This window comes from Blautia sp. AF19-13LB, from assembly GCF_003479105.1.
In the GTDB taxonomy this organism is placed as follows: domain Bacteria; phylum Bacillota; class Clostridia; order Lachnospirales; family Lachnospiraceae; genus Fusicatenibacter; species Fusicatenibacter saccharivorans.
Genome location: NZ_QUGO01000003.1, coordinates 157,547 through 179,167 on the forward strand (window position 1 = coordinate 157,547; position 21,621 = coordinate 179,167).

14 protein-coding genes and 1 tRNA gene are annotated in these 21,621 nt (G+C 46.7%); 12 read left to right on the top strand and 3 right to left on the bottom strand.

Annotated features, from left to right (window positions below):
- Positions 1 to 93: 93 nt before the first annotated feature.
- The 4 genes from pepF to DWX32_RS04445 all read left to right on the top strand — a co-directional run bounded on the left by pepF (position 94) and on the right by DWX32_RS04445 (position 4,385).
- Positions 94 to 1,902: an oligoendopeptidase F gene (pepF, locus tag DWX32_RS04425; RefSeq protein ID WP_243004541.1), complete on the top strand. Its 1,809-nt coding sequence runs from the start codon at positions 94 to 96 to the stop codon at positions 1,900 to 1,902.
- 339 nt (positions 1,903 to 2,241) lie between these two features.
- On the top strand, positions 2,242 to 3,006 hold the full coding sequence (locus DWX32_RS04430; protein WP_022462268.1) for a nitroreductase family protein: 765 nt from the start codon (positions 2,242 to 2,244) through the stop codon (positions 3,004 to 3,006).
- Between the two features lie 259 nt (positions 3,007 to 3,265).
- Positions 3,266 to 3,337: transfer RNA gene (locus tag DWX32_RS04435), tRNA-Gly, on the top strand.
- 520 nt (positions 3,338 to 3,857) lie between these two features.
- Positions 3,858 to 4,385: a flavin reductase gene (locus tag DWX32_RS04445; RefSeq protein WP_117509337.1), complete on the top strand. Its 528-nt coding sequence runs from the start codon at positions 3,858 to 3,860 to the stop codon at positions 4,383 to 4,385.
- A 304-nt stretch (positions 4,386 to 4,689) separates the two neighbouring features.
- Here DWX32_RS04445 and DWX32_RS04455 read toward each other — a convergent pair whose 3' ends face one another.
- On the bottom strand, positions 4,690 to 5,874 hold the full coding sequence (locus DWX32_RS04455; RefSeq protein WP_055227985.1) for an MFS transporter: 1,185 nt from the start codon (positions 5,872 to 5,874) through the stop codon (positions 4,690 to 4,692).
- A gap of 338 nt (positions 5,875 to 6,212) precedes the next feature.
- On the opposite strand from DWX32_RS04455, the gene DWX32_RS04460 reads away from it, so the two are divergent.
- The 8 genes from DWX32_RS04460 (at position 6,213) to DWX32_RS04495 (ending at position 18,337) form a co-directional block, all read left to right on the top strand.
- Positions 6,213 to 7,088 (top strand): LysR family transcriptional regulator, encoded by an 876-nt coding sequence (locus DWX32_RS04460; RefSeq protein ID WP_118659323.1) that lies wholly within the window; start codon positions 6,213 to 6,215, stop codon positions 7,086 to 7,088.
- 207 nt (positions 7,089 to 7,295) lie between these two features.
- Positions 7,296 to 8,708 carry an amidophosphoribosyltransferase gene (locus DWX32_RS04465; RefSeq protein ID WP_117813789.1) on the top strand — a complete coding sequence of 471 codons (1,413 nt, stop codon included), beginning with the start codon at positions 7,296 to 7,298 and terminating at the stop codon, positions 8,706 to 8,708.
- A gap of 95 nt (positions 8,709 to 8,803) precedes the next feature.
- Positions 8,804 to 10,363, top strand: a complete 1,560-nt coding sequence (locus DWX32_RS04470; RefSeq protein ID WP_117813791.1) for a response regulator transcription factor — start codon at positions 8,804 to 8,806, stop codon at positions 10,361 to 10,363.
- Positions 10,364 to 10,561: 198 nt separating this feature from the next.
- Complete coding sequence (locus tag DWX32_RS04475; RefSeq protein WP_243037553.1) at positions 10,562 to 11,503, top strand: ABC transporter permease; 942 nt, start codon at positions 10,562 to 10,564, stop codon at positions 11,501 to 11,503.
- Positions 11,504 to 11,541: 38 nt separating this feature from the next.
- Entirely contained in the window at positions 11,542 to 12,453 is a 912-nt protein-coding gene (locus DWX32_RS04480; protein WP_118659325.1) for a carbohydrate ABC transporter permease, read from the top strand.
- 55 nt (positions 12,454 to 12,508) lie between these two features.
- Positions 12,509 to 14,179: an extracellular solute-binding protein gene (locus tag DWX32_RS04485; protein ID WP_158579552.1), complete on the top strand. Its 1,671-nt coding sequence runs from the start codon at positions 12,509 to 12,511 to the stop codon at positions 14,177 to 14,179.
- A gap of 126 nt (positions 14,180 to 14,305) precedes the next feature.
- On the top strand, positions 14,306 to 16,351 hold the full coding sequence (locus DWX32_RS04490) for a glycoside hydrolase family 31 protein (RefSeq protein ID WP_117804699.1): 2,046 nt from the start codon (positions 14,306 to 14,308) through the stop codon (positions 16,349 to 16,351).
- A gap of 231 nt (positions 16,352 to 16,582) precedes the next feature.
- The gene (locus DWX32_RS04495; protein ID WP_118659327.1) at positions 16,583 to 18,337 is read left to right on the top strand and encodes a sensor histidine kinase; all 1,755 of its coding nucleotides are present in this window, start codon (positions 16,583 to 16,585) and stop codon (positions 18,335 to 18,337) included.
- A 143-nt stretch (positions 18,338 to 18,480) separates the two neighbouring features.
- On the opposite strand, the gene DWX32_RS04500 is transcribed toward DWX32_RS04495, so the two are convergent.
- Together DWX32_RS04500 and DWX32_RS04505 are read right to left on the bottom strand one after the other, a co-directional pair.
- On the bottom strand, positions 18,481 to 20,433 hold the full coding sequence (locus DWX32_RS04500; RefSeq protein WP_118659328.1) for a glycoside hydrolase family 31 protein: 1,953 nt from the start codon (positions 20,431 to 20,433) through the stop codon (positions 18,481 to 18,483).
- A 151-nt stretch (positions 20,434 to 20,584) separates the two neighbouring features.
- Positions 20,585 to 21,493 (bottom strand): AraC family transcriptional regulator, encoded by a 909-nt coding sequence (locus DWX32_RS04505; protein ID WP_118659329.1) that lies wholly within the window; start codon positions 21,491 to 21,493, stop codon positions 20,585 to 20,587.
- Positions 21,494 to 21,621 lie beyond the last annotated feature (128 nt).

Consider the following 21,621-nt stretch of genomic DNA (forward strand, 5'->3'; position numbering starts at 1 on the left):
ATTGTGGTAAACTAAGCGTAAGTGCGGCACATTAGTATTAGAAGAAAAACCGCAGAAATAGTTCCGTCTAAAAAGATGGATGAAGGGAGAAATATGGCAGAAATTAAACTGAAAAAAAGAGAAGAGATGGATCCGGCGTACTGCTGGGATCTTTCGAGTTTGTTTGGTAGTGATGAAGAATTTGAGAAAACAGAGCAGGAGCTTGCGAAGAAAATAGAAGCGTTCCGCGCAAAACAGGGAACAATGAAAGAGAGTGCAGAAGCGCTGTATGACGTTCTTTCCGGTCTGGATGACATCAGCCGCGTCTTTTCCAGCCTGTATGTCTATGCAAGCCAGAAATATCACCAGGATATGGGAAATCAGAAGTATCAGGGCTATGCCGGAAAGATGGACAGCATGATGGCTGTTCTTGCGGATGCCTCTTCTTTCGTAGAGCCGGAGATCCTGGAGCTTGACGAGGAGACGGTTACAGAATTTGAAAAAGCATATGAGCCGCTCCGTCTGTACGATCGCATATTAAAAGAAAATTTCCGCAAGAAAGAGCACATTCTCTCGCCGGAGATGGAGGCGGTTCTTGCAAAAGCCGGAGAGATGGCATCCAGCCCGGATCAGATTTTCTCGGCATTTTCGAACGCAGACCTCAAATTCCAGCCGGTCACGGATGAAGAGGAAAATCAGGTTCCACTGAGCCACGGCACCTTCGTCGGATTTTTACAGTCGAAGGACCGCCGGGTCAGAAAAGAAGCGTTTGAGAAGTATTATGCGGAGTATGAAAAACACAAAAACATGCTCGCCGCAACGTTCGGTGCCAATCTGAAACAGGCCGCATTCTTTGCAGATGTAAGAAAATATCCATCTGCACTGGCTGCATCGCTGGATGGCGGAAATATCCCGGTTTCGGTTTACGACAAGCTGCTCGAGGCGATCCATGCAAAAATGCCGGCGATGTACCGCTACGTGGCACTGCGTAAAAAGCTGCTCGGTGTGGATGAACTTCATATGTATGATGTTTACGTTTCTCTGACGAAAGAGTACGAGCAGAAATATACGTATGAGCAGGCGATCGAGATCGTGAAGAAAGCGCTTGCCGTGCTCGGGGATGATTATGTGGCACTGCTGGACAAGGGCTTTTCGGAGCGCTGGGTGGATGTTTATGAGAACGAAGGAAAAAAGAGCGGTGCTTACTCCTGGGGTTCTTACGATTCCCATCCGTATGTGCTGATGAGCTTTAACGGAAATATCGATTCGGTCTTCACACTGGCGCATGAGATGGGCCATTCGCTGCATTCCTGGTATTCGAACCATACACAGCCGTTTACGTATGCGGAGTACCGCCTCTTTGTCGCTGAGGTGGCATCAACCTGCAACGAGGCACTGCTGATCCGCTATCTGCTGAAGCATGCGAAAGAAAAAGAGGAGAAGATTTTCCTGCTGAATTATTTCCTGGATCAGTTTAAGGGAACGGTGTTCCGCCAGACGATGTTTGCGGAGTTTGAGAAGCGGATTCATGAGAAGATGGCAGAGGAAGGCACGCTGACGGCGGACGGTATTTCGGAGCTGTATCTGTCGATCAACAAGGAGTATTTCGGACCGGATATGATTTCGGATCCGCAGATCGCGCTGGAATGGGCGAGAATTCCGCATTTTTATACACCGTTCTATGTATATCAGTATGCAACGGGATTTTCGGCGGCGATTGCGATCAGCAGCAAGATCCTGGCAGGGGAGCCGGGTATTGTGGAGAAGTACAAACAGTTCTTAAGCGGCGGCTGCTCGATGGATCCGATCGACCTTTTGAAGATCTGCGGCGTCGATATGACGAAGCCGGAGCCGGTGGAAGAGGCGCTGGATGTGTTTGCTTCTTATGTGGAGGAGCTGGAGAAGCTGACCGCGGAAGCGTAAGCACAGGTTTTAAAGTTGCATAAATTTGATGGGAAATATGTGTGAAAAATATACAAAATTTGGCGCGTTTTTCCCTTGAAAAAGTTTTTGGATATGTTACAATATTATTACAGAGTAAAAATGGATGAGCTGGAAATTGAAAAATATTTGCGATTAAGAGGGAGAATTTCCGTATTTCTGTCGAATGCGGAAGATTAAACGTAAATTTTTCGGAATGCGGCTTTGCTCCTGTAAAAATGGGGAGCGGGCCGCGGCCGGCTATGAAAGAAATATTACTGTTCATTCAGCAGTGAACTGTAACAAAAACAGACGGATAGCAGATGAAGTAAGGGTGAGAGTATGAATTTATATGAGGCTATTTTTGTTAGAAAATCAGTAAGGAATTATTGTTTTGATACGCTTCCGCCGCAGACTTTGGATAAGATTTGGGAGCATTATAAGGAGATGCCGGCACTGTTTTCGGGCATCGGTGTGGATATGGCGATTCTGGACAACAGAAAAGGGCAGGAGAGAATGCTCAGTATGTTCAGTGTGAAGGCGCCGTATTATATGGCTTTTTATTCGGAGGAGTCAGAACGATATCTGATGAACGTGGGTTATATTATGGAACAGATGGTGCTGTATCTGTGCAGTATCGGACTGGGAACCTGCTTTATCGGAAGTAATCGTGTGAAAAAGGCGGAGCTTGAGAAGAACGGAAAGCGGCTGGTGGGGATCGTCGCTTTTGGTAAGAGTCATGGTTCGCATACGAGACGGCAAAGTGAAGCAAAGAGACTGCCGCTGGAGGATCTTTGTGTGTTCAAAGAGGTGCCGCGGCAGTGGATGACGCAGATGCTGGAAGCGGCGAGACTGTCGCCATCCAGTATGAACAGCCAGCCGTGGAGATTTGTGGTGTATGATAACAGAATTCATATTTTCTCGAAGAAGCACAGTGTGGAGAAGCTTCGGAAGTGGGATGAGGTGAATTTCGGGATTATGTTTGCAAATATGATGGTGGCAGCAGAGGAGCTGTGGCTGGATGTTGACCTGATCAGACTCGGGGATATTTCGCAGAAAAACTTCTCAAATAATCAGTATGTGCTGAGCGCGATTCTGAAGGCTTAGGGGAGAAAGGACGGACGACCTCGGACGACCTCGTGCGGCTTCGTACCTGCGATGCAGGTACGAAGCCACGCGAGGTCTGACGGTGGGGACGGTGGTAAAGCGGCTGGATCCGCCAGAAGGGCGAAAATTGGGTGAATCGTAGATGTTTTTTGATTTTTTTGAAAAAAATTGAAAATAAGTGTTGACAAATGAGGGAAGTTCCTGTATAGTATCATTTGTAAGGTGCAGCGAGCACTTAACAAGATAAAAAATGAAAAATGCGCGAGTGGCTCAGGGGTGGAGTACAACCTTGCCAAGGTTGGGGTCGCGGGTTCGAATCCCGTCTCGCGCTCTACTGGAAACCGGAATGTGTAAGCATTCCGGTTTTTGCGTTGTGGAAAAATAGATGAAAAAGAAATCTTATTTTTAAAACTTAAGAATATTGCATTTTAAATTTTCATATGCTATAATGCCGATAGGCAATGAAATGAATGGCTTGCAAAGTCAACAAAAGCCCCACGAGCTGCAACTCGTGGGGCTTTCTGTGCCTTTTGGGCAAGGCGGCTTAAACCTTAGGCTGGCTGCCAGTTATTTCTTACCGTCCAGCCATTTGCAGATATAGTAGGCTACTATACTTGCCATAACGGAAAGAAAAAATGAAATGAATAGTTCTTGCACTGTCAACCCTCCCTTCTCTGCCTGTCTGGGAGTGGCAACGTTCATTAGTATAACATACAATTCTTATTTCTAAAATAAAAAAATTCCCTGTTTTTATAAAAATTCAAGGCTTCGAAAAAAAGTTCTTGCCCGGTAGTTACTACCGTACGGTATGCTAAGGATAACAAAGCAAATCAGCGAAAGGGGAATGTAGTATGAACATTACGATGGAGAATTTTAAAACCGCAAAGTATGATGTGTTTTCTATTTTTGATGACCGCTGGGGTTTGTGTACTGCGGGTACGCCAAGGGAGTATAATACGATGACGATCGGATGGGGTACGATGGGGACGATCTGGGGACCGCCAAAGAAAGGAAAGCAGATCATTACCGTATTTATCCGGGAAAGCCGCCGGACGCATCAGATTCTGCAGAAGGAAGACGAGTTTACGGTCTGCTTTTTTCCAGAGAAATATCGGAAGGATCTTGGAATCCTGGGATCAAAATCGGGAAATGATGTGCCGGATAAGATCAGTCTGACCAGTCTGACACCGAAGATGCTGGGAAATGCGGTTGGATTTGAAGAGGCAGAGCTGACCTTTGTCTGCAAAAAAATCTATGCGGTCAGAATGGAGAAAGAAGATCTGCCGGAATTTACGCGCGATACTTTATATAAAGATGGCGATCTCCATTATCTGTATATGGGCGAGATTGAAGATGTCTTTGGCATGATTGAGGAATGAAACAGGAAAATTGGCGTGATGTATCAGTATTTCTTATCACAATCTTGTATATACTGCACCGGGCAGAAAGGCATCAGACTGCGTGAAATGCGGAAAATGTGAGAAAGTATGTCTGCAGCACCTGCAGATCAGAAACCTGCTGGAGGATTTGGTGAAAGAGTTTGAAGCGGAGCGTGCTTGAAAAAATTTCCGAAATTTACAAAAAGTACATCTGATCAGGGAGTAACCTGATCAGATGTACTTTTTTGTACGCAGTATACCAGAGTTTGATCCAAGGGGACCATTCTGCTGCAGAATAATTGGATTAATAGTTGGCTTTATAAGAATTTCTCTTTTCCGCCGTTACGCGGTGCATCCGCTCTGCCATTACAACCATCAGAATCAAAATGGCCATCAGGAATACCGGATACAGTCCGAAGGAAATATGCTGGCCGAGAACACCGAAAACCGGCGGCATCAGGCAGGTTCCGACGTAAGCAAAGGCCATCTGGATGCCGATGATTCCCTGGCTTAAGTCGGCACCGAAGTTTGCCGGTGTCTCGTGAATGATGGAAGGATAAATCGGCGCACAGCCAAGTCCGATCAGGATCAGGCCGATAAAAAGAAGGGAATCGCCAAACGGCAGCAGCATCAGAACCGCACCAACGGCGATGAAAAACTGTCCCAGACGAATCATATTCTGATCGTTCAGCTTCATGGTAACGAAACCGCAGATAAAACGTCCGATGGTAATACCAATGTAAAACAGGCTGGCCCAGCTTGCGGCACGCTGTGCATCAATACCGCGGAACAGCGTACAGTAACTTGCAGCCCACATGCCAGCAGTAGATTCCACTGCACAATAACAGAAAAAGCAGATCAGCACCTCTTTGACACCAGGAACACGGATCAGACTGGAAAAACTCCGCTCCGCCGGAACAGAGGTATCCTCTTCGGCAGCTCCGGCAGGTTTCTGCCAAAGAGGAAGGCTTAAGAACAAAACCAATGTCAGCACAATCTGGAAAATGGAAATGATGAGATATCCTTTGTTCCAGTTCAGGTGACTGATTGCCCAGCTCATCACAACAGGGCCGGTACTGCAGCCAACACCCCACATGCAGTGCAGCCAGCTCATATGGCGCGCCTTATAATGAAGCGCAACGTAGTTATTCAAAGCGGCATCGACGCTTCCGGCGCCGAGACCGTAGGGAATTCCCCAGAGGCACAGGGCCCAGAAAGAATGGCTGATGGAAAAACCAAACAGTGCCACAGCGGTTGTCAGAACACTGACAGCGGTGACCTTTCCGGTGCCAAACCGTGTGTTCAGCCGGTCACTGTTCAGACTGGAAACAATTGTTCCGGCAGAGATAATCATGGAAATGATACCGGCTGCGGAAACGGAAGTTCCAAGTTCCTGGTACATGACCGGCCACGCAGAGCCAAGCAGGGAATCCGGCAGTCCAAGACTGATGAATGCCAGATAAATGACAGGCAGCAAAAGTGAAACCATAGTAAAACCCTCCTAATAAAAAAATCATCGTAAGAAATCAGAAAAAAGAAAAGATATGCTTATTTCGGATTTCTGCAGATAGCAAGCAGGTACAGAAAATTTTCGTTAAGTTTAACGCAGAACCTCTGTACGCAATAATTTCAAGGTATCATACTTGAAAAAAAGAATCAATACTTTCTTTTCAGAAAACAAAAAAAGCGATATAGTAGAAGAAAGAAAATTCTTTCCCAAAAGCAAAGCGTGTTTGAAAAACATTTCTGCAGTTTGCAAAAAGCCTTTTTCAAATATGCTTCAGGAAAGAAATAAAAAACGAAACAAATAAAACGAGAGGGAGACATATGGAAACAAGAGTACTTCGCTATTTTCTTGCCGTAGCACGGGAAGAAAACATCAGCCGTGCGGCAGAGGTCCTGCATATCACGCAGCCAACCCTAAGCCGTCAGCTGTCCCAGATGGAAGAAGAACTGGGGGTAATCCTGTTTGAACGGGGAACTAGGAGAATCCGGCTGACAGATGCGGGGGTCCTGCTGCGCCGCAGGGCAGAAGAAATTATCGGGCTGATTGATAAGACAGAAAAAGAACTGGCAGAGCAGGAAGCACTGATCGACGGACATGTGACAATCGGATGCGGAGAGACAAGGTCTGTGAATGTTCTGGCAGATCTGATCGAAACCTTCAGCCAAAAATATCCGAACGTGACGTTTGATCTGGTGACGGGAACAGCAGATGTATTGAAAGAGCAGATGGATCGTGGTCTGATGGATGTTGCACTGCTTCTGGAGCCGGTTGATGTGGGAAAATATGAGTTTGTGCGTCTGAAAGAAGGAGAGCGGCAGCAGGTGCTGATGCGCCCGGATGATCCGCTGGCACAAAAAGAAGTCGTACATCCGGAAGATTTAAAAGATCTTCCGTTGATCCTGCCAAGAAGACAGGATGTGCAAAATGAGATTACCAACTGGTTCGGAGCATATTATCAGAAGCTGAATGTTCGATTTACCTGTAATATGCCGACGAATGGAGCAAAAATGGTTCGGAAGGGACTCGGGTATCTCATTACGGTGCAGGGAGTCTCCGAACTATGGAAGGAAGACGAGATTGTCGGACGATTCTTAGATCCGCCGATCATCTGCCGCAGTGTTTTTACCTGGAAAAGAGAACAGCCATTCAGCCTTGCCGCAACGAAGTTTATCGACCATATCCGGGAAAATTTGTGAAAACAGCCAGAAAATGATTTATTAACGTGAGTTATTTTCGTGAGCTAATTTATTAGAAAAACTTTACAATCCGGGAAAAATCGTGTTACACTATAACAGAAAAGAAAGTATGTGCAAATCGAAACGGTGTAAAAGGACCATGGCCCGAATTACCGATACGTTTCGCATCACAAGGGAGAAAAAATACAAAAGAGAGGTAAACGACAAATGGGAGGCTTTTTTGGAGTTGCATCAAGAGAAGACTGTACGCTGGAACTGTTTTATGGAGTAGATTATCATTCTCATCTCGGTACAAGACGAGGAGGAATGGCGACCTATGGAGCAAATGGTTTCAGCCGTGCAATCCACAATATAGAAAATTCCCCGTTTCGTACAAAATTTGAGCGCGATGTAGCAGAGATGGAAGGCCATCTTGGTATCGGATGCATTTCCGACTATGAACCGCAGCCGCTCCTGATCCAGTCACATCTTGGAAGCTTTGCGATTACAACCGTTGGAAAGATTAACAACATGGACAAGCTCCTGGAGAATGTTTATGGAAACGGACGGACGCATTTCCAGGAAATGAGCACCGGACAGATCAATGCCACAGAGCTGGCAGCATCTCTGATCTGCAGCGAAAAAACGATTACGGAAGGTATTCGTCATCTGCAGGATGTGGTGGATGGCTCCATGACGCTGCTTTTGATGACGAAAGACGGAATTTACGCCGCCCGTGATAAAAAAGGCCGTACGCCACTTGTCATTGGTAAAAAAGAGGGCGCTTACTGTGCCTCCTTTGAAAATTTTGCTTACCTGAATCTTGGCTATACCGATTATCATGAACTGGGACCTGGAGAGATCGACTTTATCACACCGGAGAGCGTGGAGATGCTTGTTCCGCCGCAGGAGGAGATGAAAATCTGCTCTTTCCTGTGGGTTTACTACGGCTATCCGACAGCATCGTACGAGGGGATTAACGTCGAGGAGATGCGATATCACTGTGGTGCCATGCTTGCAAAACGTGATGCGGGAAGTGATGTTCACCCGGATCTCATTGCCGGTGTGCCGGATTCCGGTATCGCCCATGCGATTGGCTACGCCAATGAGTCTAAAATTCCATTTGCAAGACCGTTTATCAAATACACTCCGACCTGGCCGCGTTCCTTTATGCCGACCAATCAGGAGCAGAGAAACCTGATCGCACGCATGAAACTGATTCCGGTACAGGCACTGATCGATCAGAAAAAGCTGCTTTTGATTGATGATTCCATTGTGCGCGGTACACAGCTTCGGGAGACGACTGAGTTTCTGTATCAGAGCGGTGCAAAAGAAGTTCATGTCCGCCCGGCATGCCCGCCGCTGCTGTATGGATGCAAGTTCCTGAACTTTTCCCGTTCCAAATCCGAGCTTGATCTGATTACCAGACGGATCATCCTCGAAAAAGAAGGAGAAAATGCAGAAAAAACACTGGAGGAATATGCAGATCCGAAGAGCGACCGCTACGAATCCATGTGCCAGGAAATCTGCCGCCGTCAGAACTTTACCAGCCTCCGGTATCACCGCCTCGATGATCTGGTAGAATCCATTGGACTGCCGAAGTGCAAAATGTGTACCTATTGCTTTGACGGAAAAGAATAAAAAGGATATAATAGTTTTTAAGCAGGCCAACTGGCAGAATATTCTATGTAAGTGGAATCTGCCGGCTGGCCTTAAAAAATATTGGGGGCTTTTTTATGGCAATTACTATTCTGATCGTGGATGATGATAAGCTGCTGGTCGATAAGCTGGAAGAGACTGTGAACTGGAGTAAAATCGGAATCGATATGGTTTTTACGGCAAACAATATCCGCCAGGCGCAAAAACTGCTGGAAGAATATCCAATCGAAATGCTTTTGTGTGACATCGACATGCCACAGGGAAACGGGCTGGAACTGCTCGAATGGATCCGATATAAAAAACTGGATATCGAATGTGCCTTCCTGAGCAGTTATGCAAATTTTGCCTATGCACAGATGGCGCTGAAACTTTCATCCAGAGAGTATCTTCTGAAACCGATTTCCAATACAGATCTGGAAATCGCGCTTCTTCGTTTGGTCGAGATTGTAAAGGAAAAACAGCAGAAGACAAAAGCACAGGAAAATACAGAACAGAAAGAAAAGAAACTATGGGAAGATCTTCTGATCCAGTGTATGCAGGAAGAATACTGGATCGAGCAGGCAAAAAAGAAATATGACGATCCGGAAGAAAAATTCTGCCTGATCCAGCTGCGTGTTCTGGAGATTCCTTCGAAAGAATATTATAAAAAAGAAATCAGTCTGGAGAATTTTGTGATTGAGAATGTCACGACAGAATTTTTTGAAACAAGAGGGCGGCGTGTGGAAGCCATTGTCCATGCCAGTGATCTGGAGTGGGCGATTGTACTGCGGAACGTGATCCGAAATGCAGGGGATGAAGAAAAGCTGGAGGAATGGAGAAAGTGTCTTTCCGGTGCGGTTCCGGCAAGATTCTGTACCTATATGGGAAAACCCGTTACGCTGGAAGAGATTCCAAAAAGCCGGGATAAACTGGAAGAAATCGAAAAATACGCCGTGCCGGATGAGACAGGAATTTTGTACGAAGACCGCTGGTACTTTGTGGAACGTGAATATCAAAAGCCATCCTGGAAAACGTATCTTGCAGAAATGGAGCAGACGGACTCTGTGCAGCAGGTAAGGAAATCTCTGCAGGGCTATATTACACAGCGCCGGGCTGCGGGTGGAATGCGAAAAGATTTTACCGTTCGTTTTATCGGAGAACTGGTTCAGACGGTTTATGGCTATTTAAAAGACCGTGGAATCGCTTTTGAACAGATTTTTGAAAGAGAAGAATTCGAGCACAGAAGACGAGAAGCCTGTCTTTCTGTAGTTGGAAGCCGGGAATTTATCGAATATCTGTTTGCTGTACTGGAGGGACAGAAAAAGAGCGAAACACACAGCGACAATGTGGTGGATCAGCTGAAAAAATATATTGAACAGAATCTGGGAGAAGATCTCTCACGGCCGGTGCTGGCAGGAAAAGTCTTTCTTTCGGAAGATTATGTTTCCAAACTTTTTATGAAAACGACGGGAATGTCGTTGCCAAATTATATCGCCGAGCGCAGAATTGAACGGGCAAAAGAATATTTGCGCACATCATCCCTGCCGATTAGCAAAATTGCGATGGAAGTCGGGTACGGAAATTTTTCCTATTTCAGTAAAACGTTCCGGGAGCTGGTTGGATGTACGCCAAATGAATACCGGAGCCGTCAGAAATAACAAAAAAATGGTGTCAATAACAAAAAAACGTGATAGATAACAAAAAACAGATTTTACTTAAAAAAAGACGTTGCGAAAACGTCTTTTTTTTAATATACAGACTGCCGGAAAATGTTAGAAAAATGAGGCGAGTTTTTGTATAATATGTTCATCGGTTGAGACGAGAAAAAGAAATCTAAAGGAAAGAAGGGATGATATGTGAGCGCCAACCATAGTAAAACCAAAAAGAAAAGCTCCATAGGATTTGTAGAGGGAGTGAGAAGAAGCAGGCCATTATATTTACTGATGCTTCCTTCCATTATCATTTTTGCACTGTTTACGTACTACCCGATGTACGGAATTGTGATTGCATTTAAAAACTTTACACCTGCGGATGGAATTATGGGAAGCAGCTGGGCTGGACTGAAATACTTCAAACAGTACTTTAACTCCTATCAGTTCGGTTTGACCATCAAAAACACAATCATCATCAGTCTTTACACCATCGCGGTAACATTCCCGCTCCCGGTTATCATGGGACTGCTGGTTAACCAGATGAAGGCACAGAAATTTAAAAAATTCTTCCAGGTATCGACTTACCTGCCGCACTTCATCTCTACCGTTGTTATGGCCGGAATGCTGATTCTGTTCCTCTCCCCGAGTACAGGTATTATCGCAAAGCTGGTCGGACTGCTTGGATTCAAGCTCCCGAACCTGATGGGAAGTGCAAAAGCATTCCCACACATTTATGTATGGTCTGAGGCATGGCAGCATGTAGGATGGGACAGTATCCTCTATATCGCAACACTTTCCTCTGTAGACCCGACCCTGTATGAAGCGGCAACGATGGACGGCGCCAACAAATGGCATAAAATGATCCACATCGATGTTCCGGCTCTGCTGCCGACGGCAACCATCATGTTTATCATGAGAATGGGAAGCGTCATGAGCGTTGGATTTGAGAAGGTTTACCTGCTGCAGAATACACTGAACAGTACCTCAAGTGAGATCATTTCCACCTATGTGTATAAGATGGGTCTTGTGAGCAGCCAGTACAGCCTTTCCGCTGCAATTGGCCTGTTCAACAACATTATCAACCTGATTCTTCTTCTGGCAGTCAACTTCATTTCCAGTAAAATGAGTGATACCTCACTGATCTGACAGAATTTTGAGCCTACATAGGAATGGAGAGCAAAGATATGAGTAAAGCAAAAGCAGTATCAACAAATAAAGTAAAGAAATCCAGAGAAGACTGGATTTTCGATATCATCCTGTATACGATCGGCGTGCTTCTGATCATCATCACCCTGTATCCGATGTACTTCATCATCATTGCATCGTTCAGTGATCCGGCAGCCGTATCCAACGGACAGATTATGTTCCTTCCGAAAGGAGTTAACTTCAAAGGATACAAACAGCTGGCGAGCTATGCAAAGCTGTGGACCGGCTACCGTAATACGATTGCTTACGTAATTATGGGAACGCTTGTGACACTCGTTGTCAATGTTCCGACTTCCTACGCGCTTTCCAGAAAGCATTTGTATGGAAGAAGATTTTTCACAGCATTTTACCTGATCCCGATGTTCTTCACCGGCGGTCTGATCCCGACCTACCTGGCAGTACAGAGATTTCATCTGCTGGATACCTTCTGGGTTATGGTTGTTCCGTTCTCCGTTGTAACGTATTATATCATCGTAGGACGAACATTCTTTAATAACAGTATCCCGGAGGATCTCTGGGAGGCGGCGCAGCTCGATGGATGCGGATACCTTGGATTCTTCTTCAAGATTGTGCTTCCGCTTTCCAAAGCCGTTATCGCTGTTATTGCTCTGTGGGCAGCAGTAGGACAGTGGAACTCCTACTTTAATGCATTGATTTATATTCGAAGCGAAAGTCTGCAGCCGCTGCAGATTGTCCTTCGAAGCATTCTGGTCGGCAATCAGACCATGAGTGCCATGAGTACCGGCGCTGCAGCCGTTGAGGCAAAGCAGATGGCCGACCTCATCAAATACGCGATCATCGTGGTTTCCTCCGCGCCGATCATGTGTATGTACCCGTTAGTGCAGAAATACTTCAATCAGGGTGTTATGCTCGGATCACTGAAAGGCTGATCCTGCGGACAGGAGAGAAGTATTGCAAATAAAAAATCATAAAGGAGAGATGATGATGCGAAAGAAAACAAAAATGGCCTGGAGCGTTGCTCTTTCGGCCGCAATGGCAGCTGGACTGCTTGCAGGATGTGGAAGTAATGGAGGAACGGAAAGTACGAGTGGAAGCACTGCAGCAAGTTCTGCAAAGACAGAATCTTCTGCCAGTGACACGACAGATACCAGTGACCGCCCAACCTACAAAATTGCAACAGTAAGATGGACCGATACCTGGCCGACCGATTTCCTGCATGAAGGCGTCATGAAAGAAATCGAGGACAAGATGAATATCAACATCGACTGGCAGGTTTATTACAACAGTGACTGGTCCGAGCAGAAATCTCTGCTGCTGGCTTCCGGAGACCTCCCGGATGCATTTCTTGGCTCCATCTGCTTAACACAGGCAGATATGGCACAGAACAAATCGGCATTCCTGGATCTGACAGATCTGATCGAAAAAGATATGCCAAACCTGAAAGCAGCCTTTGAGGCTGATCCGGAACTGAAAGCAGTCTGCACCAGCCGTGACGGAAGAATCTACAGCTTACCGAAGAAGCTTCCGCTTCGTCTGAAGGTTTGCGGCGATGTTATGTGCATCAACCAGGAATGGCTGGATAACTTAGGACTGGAAACTCCGAAGACCTATAAAGAACTGGAAGAGGTTCTTGTTAAATTTGCGACAGAAGATGCTGACGGCGATGGCGATCCGACCAACGAGATCGGTATCACAAATGCAGCAAGCAGCGGACTGTTAAGCGGCGATCTGCGTCACATCCTTTCCCCGTTCGGAACCATGGTAAGCCGTGACGGAAACTACATGGGACTGAATGGCGAAGGAAAACCGGTCTTCATGCCGATGGAAGAAAATTACAAAGAAGCAGTAAAATGGATGCGTCAGTTATGGGAAGAGGGCGTTGTTGATCCGGAGTACTTCACTCAGGATGGCTCCATGCAGACAGCAAAACAGCAGGCAGATGGCGGTTCTCAGGTAGGTCTTATCTTTGGATGGACTGCAGATGCTCAGGTTGGTCCGAACGTAGATCAGTTTAAGACCCTTGAGGCAGTAGAAGGCTACGATGGAAATCACTACGTAGAAGCAGCAACCAACTACCTTGATATTTCCGACCGTGAGCTCATGATCTCCAAAGACTGTAAAGATCCTGACACCCTGCTGAAATGGGCGGATGAATTTTACACCGATCTTGCATCGTTACAGACTTTCTATGGTACGATCGGAAGCCAGATCACAGATAATGGTGATGGAACCTACAACGTAGATGTACCAAGCGATGGATCTTCTCTTGATACCTCTGCATGGTCCAATTCCCTCCGTGATTTTGGTCCGAAATACATGAACGAGGATTTCTATGACAAGGTTTCTCTTCCGGAAGGACAGGGCGATGGTGTCAAACTGGCCGATGATGCAATCAATGAGAAATACGTTGATACTGAGAAAAACTGTGGATTCCCGATGGTTCAGTATACCGACGAAGACCTTTCCAGAATCACGGCAATCGGAACCGATATCTATAAATATGTAGAAGCACAGTATGCGCACTGGGTAGTAGACGGCGGCATCGATGATGAGTGGGATTCCTACATCGATCAGCTGAAAGCTATGGGTATTGATGAGTTCCTTCAGATTCAGACAGATGCTTACAATGCATACAAAGAAAATCTGACAAAATAAACAGAAAAAATATTACCTGTAAAAATCAGGCGTTGATCCGGCGGGGCAATGTTTGAGGTGCAAAACAGCAGGAGAAACGGCAGGCCAGAAATGACCTGCCGCTTTTGACAAAAGGAGGATTTTTACATGTTTTTGGAAAAAGAGGGTAAGTTAATTTATTCCTACGATGGCGAGACCGTCTGCATCGAAGCGTGGGGGAAAGATGCACTGCGTGTGCGCGCGACAAAAAACCGAAGTTTTACCGGCCGTGACTGGGCATTGGAAGCAAAGGATGCGCATGCGGGGGAGGTTGAAATCTTTGAGGATCCATCAGCAAAAGGCGGAGCCTTTGCCAATATGTACGAGGGAACGGATACTTCCTACGGAAAAATCACAAATGGAAAGCTTCATGCAGTGATCGATTCCGGCAGCGTTATTACGTTCTATCATGAGGATGGAAGAGTTCTGTTAAAGGAGCATTTCCGCCGTCTACGCGATGAGGAAAGCATGCCGCTCAATATCATGGGACGCGAGTACAGCAACGGCGTCGGGGATAATTTCCGTATTGTAGCGCGGTTTGTAGCAAGAAAAGGTGAGAAAATCTTCGGAATGGGACAGTATCAGCAGCATGAGCTGGATCTGAAGGGCTGTATGCTGGAGCTGGCACAGAGAAACTCACAGGTCAGTGTTCCGTTCTATCTTTCCAGCATCGGCTACGGCTTCTTATGGAACAATCCGGGCGTCGGACAGGTGATGTTTGCGAATAATGGAACGGAATGGGTAACGGAATCCGGGAAAGAGATCGATTATCTTGTGATTGCAGGTGATACGCCTGCCGAGATCGAGGAGAATTATATGACGCTGACCGGAAAACCGCCGATGATGCCGGAATATGGCATGGGCTTCTGGCAGTGTAAGCTCCGCTACTGGAATCAGGAACAGCTTCTGTCTGTAGCAAGAAAATACAAAGAGCTTGGCGTACCGCTTGATGTGATTGTCGTCGATTTCTTCCACTGGACGAAGCAGGGCGAGTTCAAATTTGATCCGAAATACTGGCCGGATGTGCCGGGCATGTGCCGCGAATTAAAGGAGATGGGAATTCAGGTTGTTGTGTCGGTATGGCCGACCGTCGACATTTATTCCGAAAACTTCGAGGAGATGAAGGAGAAGGGCTATCTGGTTCGCACGGAGCACGGTGTACCGCTGACGATGCTCTGCGGCGGAAATGAAGTTTTCTTCGATGCGACTAACCCGGATGCAAGAACATATGTCTGGGAGAAGATCAAGAAAAATTATTATGATCAGGGTGCCAAGCTCTTCTGGCTGGATGTGGCAGAGCCGGAATACAGCGTTTATGATTTCAAGAACTACCGTTATCAGCTCGGAAGCGTACAGGAGGTCGGAAATATTTATCCGAAATATTATCTGAAAGCGTTCTATGACGGCATGACGGCAGAAGGCGATACCATGCCGATCAGCCTGATCCGTTCTGCCTGGGCAGGCAGCGCGAAATATGGTGCACTCGTATGGTCAGGCGATATTGTAAGTACCTTTGAGTGCTTCCGGCGCCAGGTACAGGCAGGTCTTAACATGGCGGTTGCCGGTATTCCGTGGTGGACCACTGATATCGGCGGCTTCCACGGCGCAAGAACCGATGACCCGGATTTCCATCGTCTGTACATCCGCTGGTTTGAGTACGGATGCTTCTGCCCTGTCATGCGTCTGCACGGAAACCGCAACCCACAGGAGGGCTACGGTGCAGAACAGATCGGATCCGGCAGCGATAATGAGATCTGGAGCTTTGGCGATAAGGCATATGAAATTTCAAAGAAATACATTTTCCTGCGTGAGCGCCTGAGAGATTATATCCGGACACAGATGAAGAAAGCACATGAGGACGGAACTCCGATGATGCGGCCTGTTTTCTATGATTTCCCGACAGATCAGGAAAGCTGGAATGTGGAGGATGCCTATCTGTTCGGACCGGATCTTTATGTTGCACCTGTGATGGAGGATCACGTAACGGAGCGCGAGGTTTATCTCCCGGATGGAACGGCATGGTTTAACGCATGGACCGGAGAAAAGTATGAGGGAGGACAGAACGTAACGGTTGCTGCACCGATGGATATCATTCCGGTATTCGTAAGGGAAGGAGCAGATACAGAACATCTGCTGAACATTTTTTCTGAATAAGAGAATGTTACCGCTCACCGGTACCCGGCAAACGGTAACAAAGAATCCTGTTTTCACCATGTGAAACACGGACTCTGCATGGACAAAGCGAAAAAATGTGATATAATGGGCTGTGTTACAAAGAACATAGCTGCAAATATATTCCGTGAGTGTAAAATGACTGCCGGAGCTGCACGGTAAGGTGCGGCGTCCGGCAGTTGCTCTGTAGAAAAAAGAGGGGTGGATGTGCTTATGAATCTCTGGCAGAAAGGAAAACGAAGGATGCTGCATAGCGTTCGAATACGCAGTATGAAAGATACGTCACTGCGGCTTGGAACTCCGGTTTTTCTGGTTTTGATGGGGCTTGTTGTCTGCCTGCTCTGGGGCATTTGGGAAAACCGCAAGCTGGCAGATAAATACATTGCCGATACGGCAAAGCTCTATGTTGATCAGATCAACCGTGATATGTCGCAGATCAACAGTGAACTGATCTATCTGCTGGATTCTGACAGCAATATCAAAGAAATCCCGGATCAGATAACATCGACAGATGCTCAGTATTATGAAATGGAGCAGACGCTGCGAGAGCGAAACCGTGTACTGAAAATCCGTTATCATGAGGTACAGACCTTCTTTGTCTACGGTCAGAAAGCCAATGTTCTGATTACGGACAGCGGAACTATGTTTACCGAGAGTAAGGGAATGACAACGCTGAATCAGATGCTGATGTCATATCTGCAGATTATGACATCCAGGGATTCGATCAGCACACAATGGACCGTGATTACGTTTGGCGACGACGACTATATTGTCGGCTGGTACGCGAAAAACAAAAAAGTCATAGGCTGCGTCATCAATCTGAATCTGATTTTCCGGACCATCCGCGCCAAAACAGAGGAGTATGATGTCATTCCGTTTATGGTAGATGCCAGAGGGCGCGTGATGACGCAGGCAGACACATCGGAAAAATATAAAAATGAGATTATCGATTTTTCCAAAGCGGGAGAGAAAAAAGAGAAAAATGCGACGGTCTATTCCTACCAGCTTGGCACGGTCGGAAAAATCAATCTCATGGTTCTGCCGGGAGGCGGTATTCTTGAGAATGTACTGATTATGCAGATTGCATTCGTCGTCCTGATCGCGGTTCTTCTGATTGTCTGCGCATTGGAAATTACAGCATATTACCACCGGATTCTGGAACCGCTGGAAAAATTCGGACAAAAACTGGAGGAGCTGGAAAAAGAGCAGAGTCTGAATGACGATGGAAGCAACAATCTGTTAGAGCTGGAGTCTGTGAGCGGCAAATTCAAGGAACTGCTGCGGAAAATACAGGGATTGAAAATTGCGATCTACGAAAAAGAGCTTGCCGAACAGAAAGCCGAGCTGGAATACACGCAGGAACAGATCAAGCCACACTTCTTTCTGAACTGCCTGAGCCTGATCCATGGCATTGCGGATAAGAATAACGAAGGCGAGATCGTTGAGATCACAACGGTGCTGTCCGACTATATGCGCTACATTTTCCAGGATTCCAAGAAGCAGCGCGATGTGGAGGAAGAGCTGGAACACATTGAGGCATATATCCGCATCCAGAAGCTGCGGTACGGAGAAGAAGCCTTTTCCTTTGAAGCAACGACGGATGGTGATATCGGAGAATGGAAGGTTCCGTCTCTTCTGCTGCAGACACTGGTGGAAAACTCCGTAGTACACGGTGTATCCCTGGACCGGAAGAGTGAGATTTCCCTATATCTCACAAACGAGACGTACGAGGACGGTGAGTACCTCTACATCTGTATTTCCGACACCGGAAACGGATTTTCGAAAGAGGCACTGGATGCAATCGAAAACGACACGCCTATCATCTACCACGGCCGTCACCATGTCGGCATCTCCAATATAAAACGCCGCCTGGCGCTGATGTACGGCGAACGGGCGAGCATTACGTGCTCCAATATGGATGAAAATTACGGAGCCGTCGTAGAGGTGCGGCTGCCTAAAACAGAATAAAGCGAAAAGAAAAAAGGCGGGAACCCGGAGAAACATAGAGGGTTCCCGCCTTTTTGCGTGAAAAAACTGCAGGAGCTTCCGGAACCTGATGGCTCCGGGAAGCTCCTGCAAAGGGGGAGATGATTCAAAAACTGTTTTCTGTATCAGATACGGGAAACTCCGTCATCGGTATAACGCTCATAGGAAGCGCCTTCGTATCCGACCATGCGGATGCTTTCCTCTTTGATATCCGGTACGGATTCTGCAAAATCGGCAACCGGGATTGCGCAGCCTTTGCGGATGAAGAGAGGAACCTCATTCAAGGCAACTTCTACGTAGTGGATACCTTTCGGAAGAATCTCCTGGAACATGTTTCCATTGCCGAGGAATTTTACAAACATCATTTCTTCCGGCAGATATACATAACGGCCGATGGCATTCTGAGTGTAAACCGGTGCAATCATGATCTCATTACCGATCATCAACTGATCTTCTGTATTTCTTGCCAGTTTGTCGTCCGGATAAACGAAGGCAAGCGGTTTGAAGTACATATCGTCGTTTAAAGCAGCCTTCATGTACTCGCTGTACAGATACGGAACGAGGCGGTAGCGGACGCCGATGACGTTGCGGAAGTCCTCGATATGCTCAAACTGGTAAGGTTCCTGCTCACGTGTTCCGAGTGCAGCATGGTTTCTCATCAGAGGAGTGAAAACACCAAGTGCCAGCCAGCGGAGCAGCAGGTCTCTTGTGGTATTTGCACCGAATCCGCCGAGGTCGGCTCCGGTATAGAGGAAACCGCACATGTTGAGGGACGGCATCATCTTCAGGTTCAGCAGGATGTGTGACCACCACGAGCAGTTGTCTCCGGTCCAGATTCCACCGTAACGGTGCATGCCGATGTAGGAAGAACGGGAGAACATCAGGATTCGCTTATCCGGGGAAATTCGTTCAAAAGCTTCACCGGCAGAACGTGTCATGTTGTAGCCAAACAGATTGTGTACCTTGTCATGGCGGACCTGTTCGCCGTTTACGTTGTGATAGAAGCGTTTATAGTCCTCATGGTTGTTTGCCAGTGCCTGAAGCTTTCCGCCTACCATGTAGTGCGGAACCTCCGGGTCACCTTCCACATATTTCTTTGCAGTCTCCTTGAAATCAGCAAGGCCTTCCTGGGAATAGAAGATGGATGGCTCGTTCATGTCATTCCAAAAGGCATCAATTCCTTTGGAAACGAGAACATCGTATTTGTCGCCAAACCATTTTCTGGCATCGGCATTTAAGACATCCGGGAAATGAGTCCAGCCCGGCCATACAGTAGCTTCGAAGTAGGATCCATCCTCACGGCGGCAGAAGTAGCCTTTTTCACAGCCCTCTTCGTAAATGTCATAACCCTCTTCGACTTTCACACCGGCATCGATGATCGGAACGAGATGGATCTTTTCTTTTTTCATATCCTGTACAAAGCCCTCGAAATCCGGGAAACGTTCTTCATTTACGGTGAAGTCCTTGTAATCCTGCATGTAGTCGATATCCATGTAAACCATATCGAGCGGTACATGGTTTTCGCGGTATTTTTTCACTACCGTGCGGAAATCATCCTCTGTTTTGTAGCCCCAGCGGCTCTGACCGTAACCGAAAGCAAACTTCGGAGCAATGTAGCTGCGTCCGATGATGCCGCGGAACTGTTTTACGATATCAAGATCGGAATCACCGGTGATCATGTAAACGTAGAGATCTGCGTTTTCGCAGGAAACGGTCATTGTATCGGAAGTCGTGTAGCCGATATCGAAACGCAGGGTGCCCGGATAATCGAAGAAGAATCCTACGTGTGTCTTGCCGGAGATGATGATGAAGTTGTGTGCTGCATACAGAGAGGTTTTGCTCTCTACGTGGTTTGGATCATCAGCGCAGTCACTGATGTAAAGAAAACCGCGTTTGTTGATGCCGCGGTTGGCTTCGCCAAGTCCGAATACCATGTCCTCGTCAGCAAGCTTTGTAGTGAAGGAGAAGCCGTTCTCGGTGGAGAAGGTACCGTAATCCGGGTTTCCTTCGGAAGAGGGGATCTCTTTTACGACAGCTTCGGTTTCAAATGGGGTTCCGTAGACAAATTTTTTTACCATGTCATCCTCCTTGTAAAATAAATGGAAAATATAGTGTTTTGGTTAGGTTTAGCGCAACACCTTTGTAATTTTATTATAACAGGGATCGGAAAAATGTCTAGCAAAATTCTTCCTTTTTTTAACAAAAAAACGTGTACAGAAAAAAATCAGGTTATGTTGGCAGGCCTTCTGCGCGTTTCCGGAAATCTCTCGGCGTACAATGGTAAGTACGCAGAAAAATTTTGGAATAATAACTCTGATGATTGAAACCGCATGCGGTACAGATTTCCGCGATGGACATTTTGGTTGTGTTTAGCAGATGACAGCTTACTTCCAGACGGTAATGATTCAGAAAATCAATTGGGCTCTGGCAAAGATAGCGGCGGAAAATCTGACAGCATTTATTGCGGCAGACTTTTCCGGCGGCGGCGATCTCTTCCAGATTGATGGATTCACTGTAGTGGCTGTAAATATAGGAAACCATATCGCGCTGGATCAGAAGATCTGGATCCTGTGAGACGGCGGTGTTGCCGTCCGGTATCATCGGATGCGTGCGCAAAAGACGGCACCACAAAAGGGAAAGCAGAGCAGCAGCCTCGATTTCGTAGGCGGTCGGCTGTTCCTTCTTCAGCCGGAGAATTTCCGGGAGGGTCTGCAGCGCTTCAGTATCTTCCGGATTTTCCGGCTTCAGATGAAGATATTCCAGAGCCGGATTCGAAAGAACCGGCGTAATATAAGACTGGTACAGAACGCTGTTCGCGGTGAGGATTTTCGGATGGCACAGGATACAGATAAAGTCACATTCCTGGCCGTTTTCAGAATATCCGTAGTGCATCTGGCGGGAATTGACGATAATCGCCTCCCCGGCGTTTAAAAGGACTCTTTTTCCATTGATATAGTAGTTCATCTGACCGGAGCGGATCTGTACCCATTCGATATCCTCATGCCAGTGGCAGAGCGCCCGGTGATCTGGATAGGAAGAAAGCAGTCCTTCCCGGATATAAAGCGGAATGCCGACTTCATCGTAGCGGATGATCTCGGATGCGTCCTGCATGACTTTTGTAATTGGGTCATTTATCATAAAAACCTCCGTGAAAAAGTACAATTATTATAAAAAATAAGGAATATTGTCGTAGAAAAAACGCAAAACCTAAGATAATATGATTATAACATATACGTGTATGGAATAAAACAGAAAAAAGGAAAAAG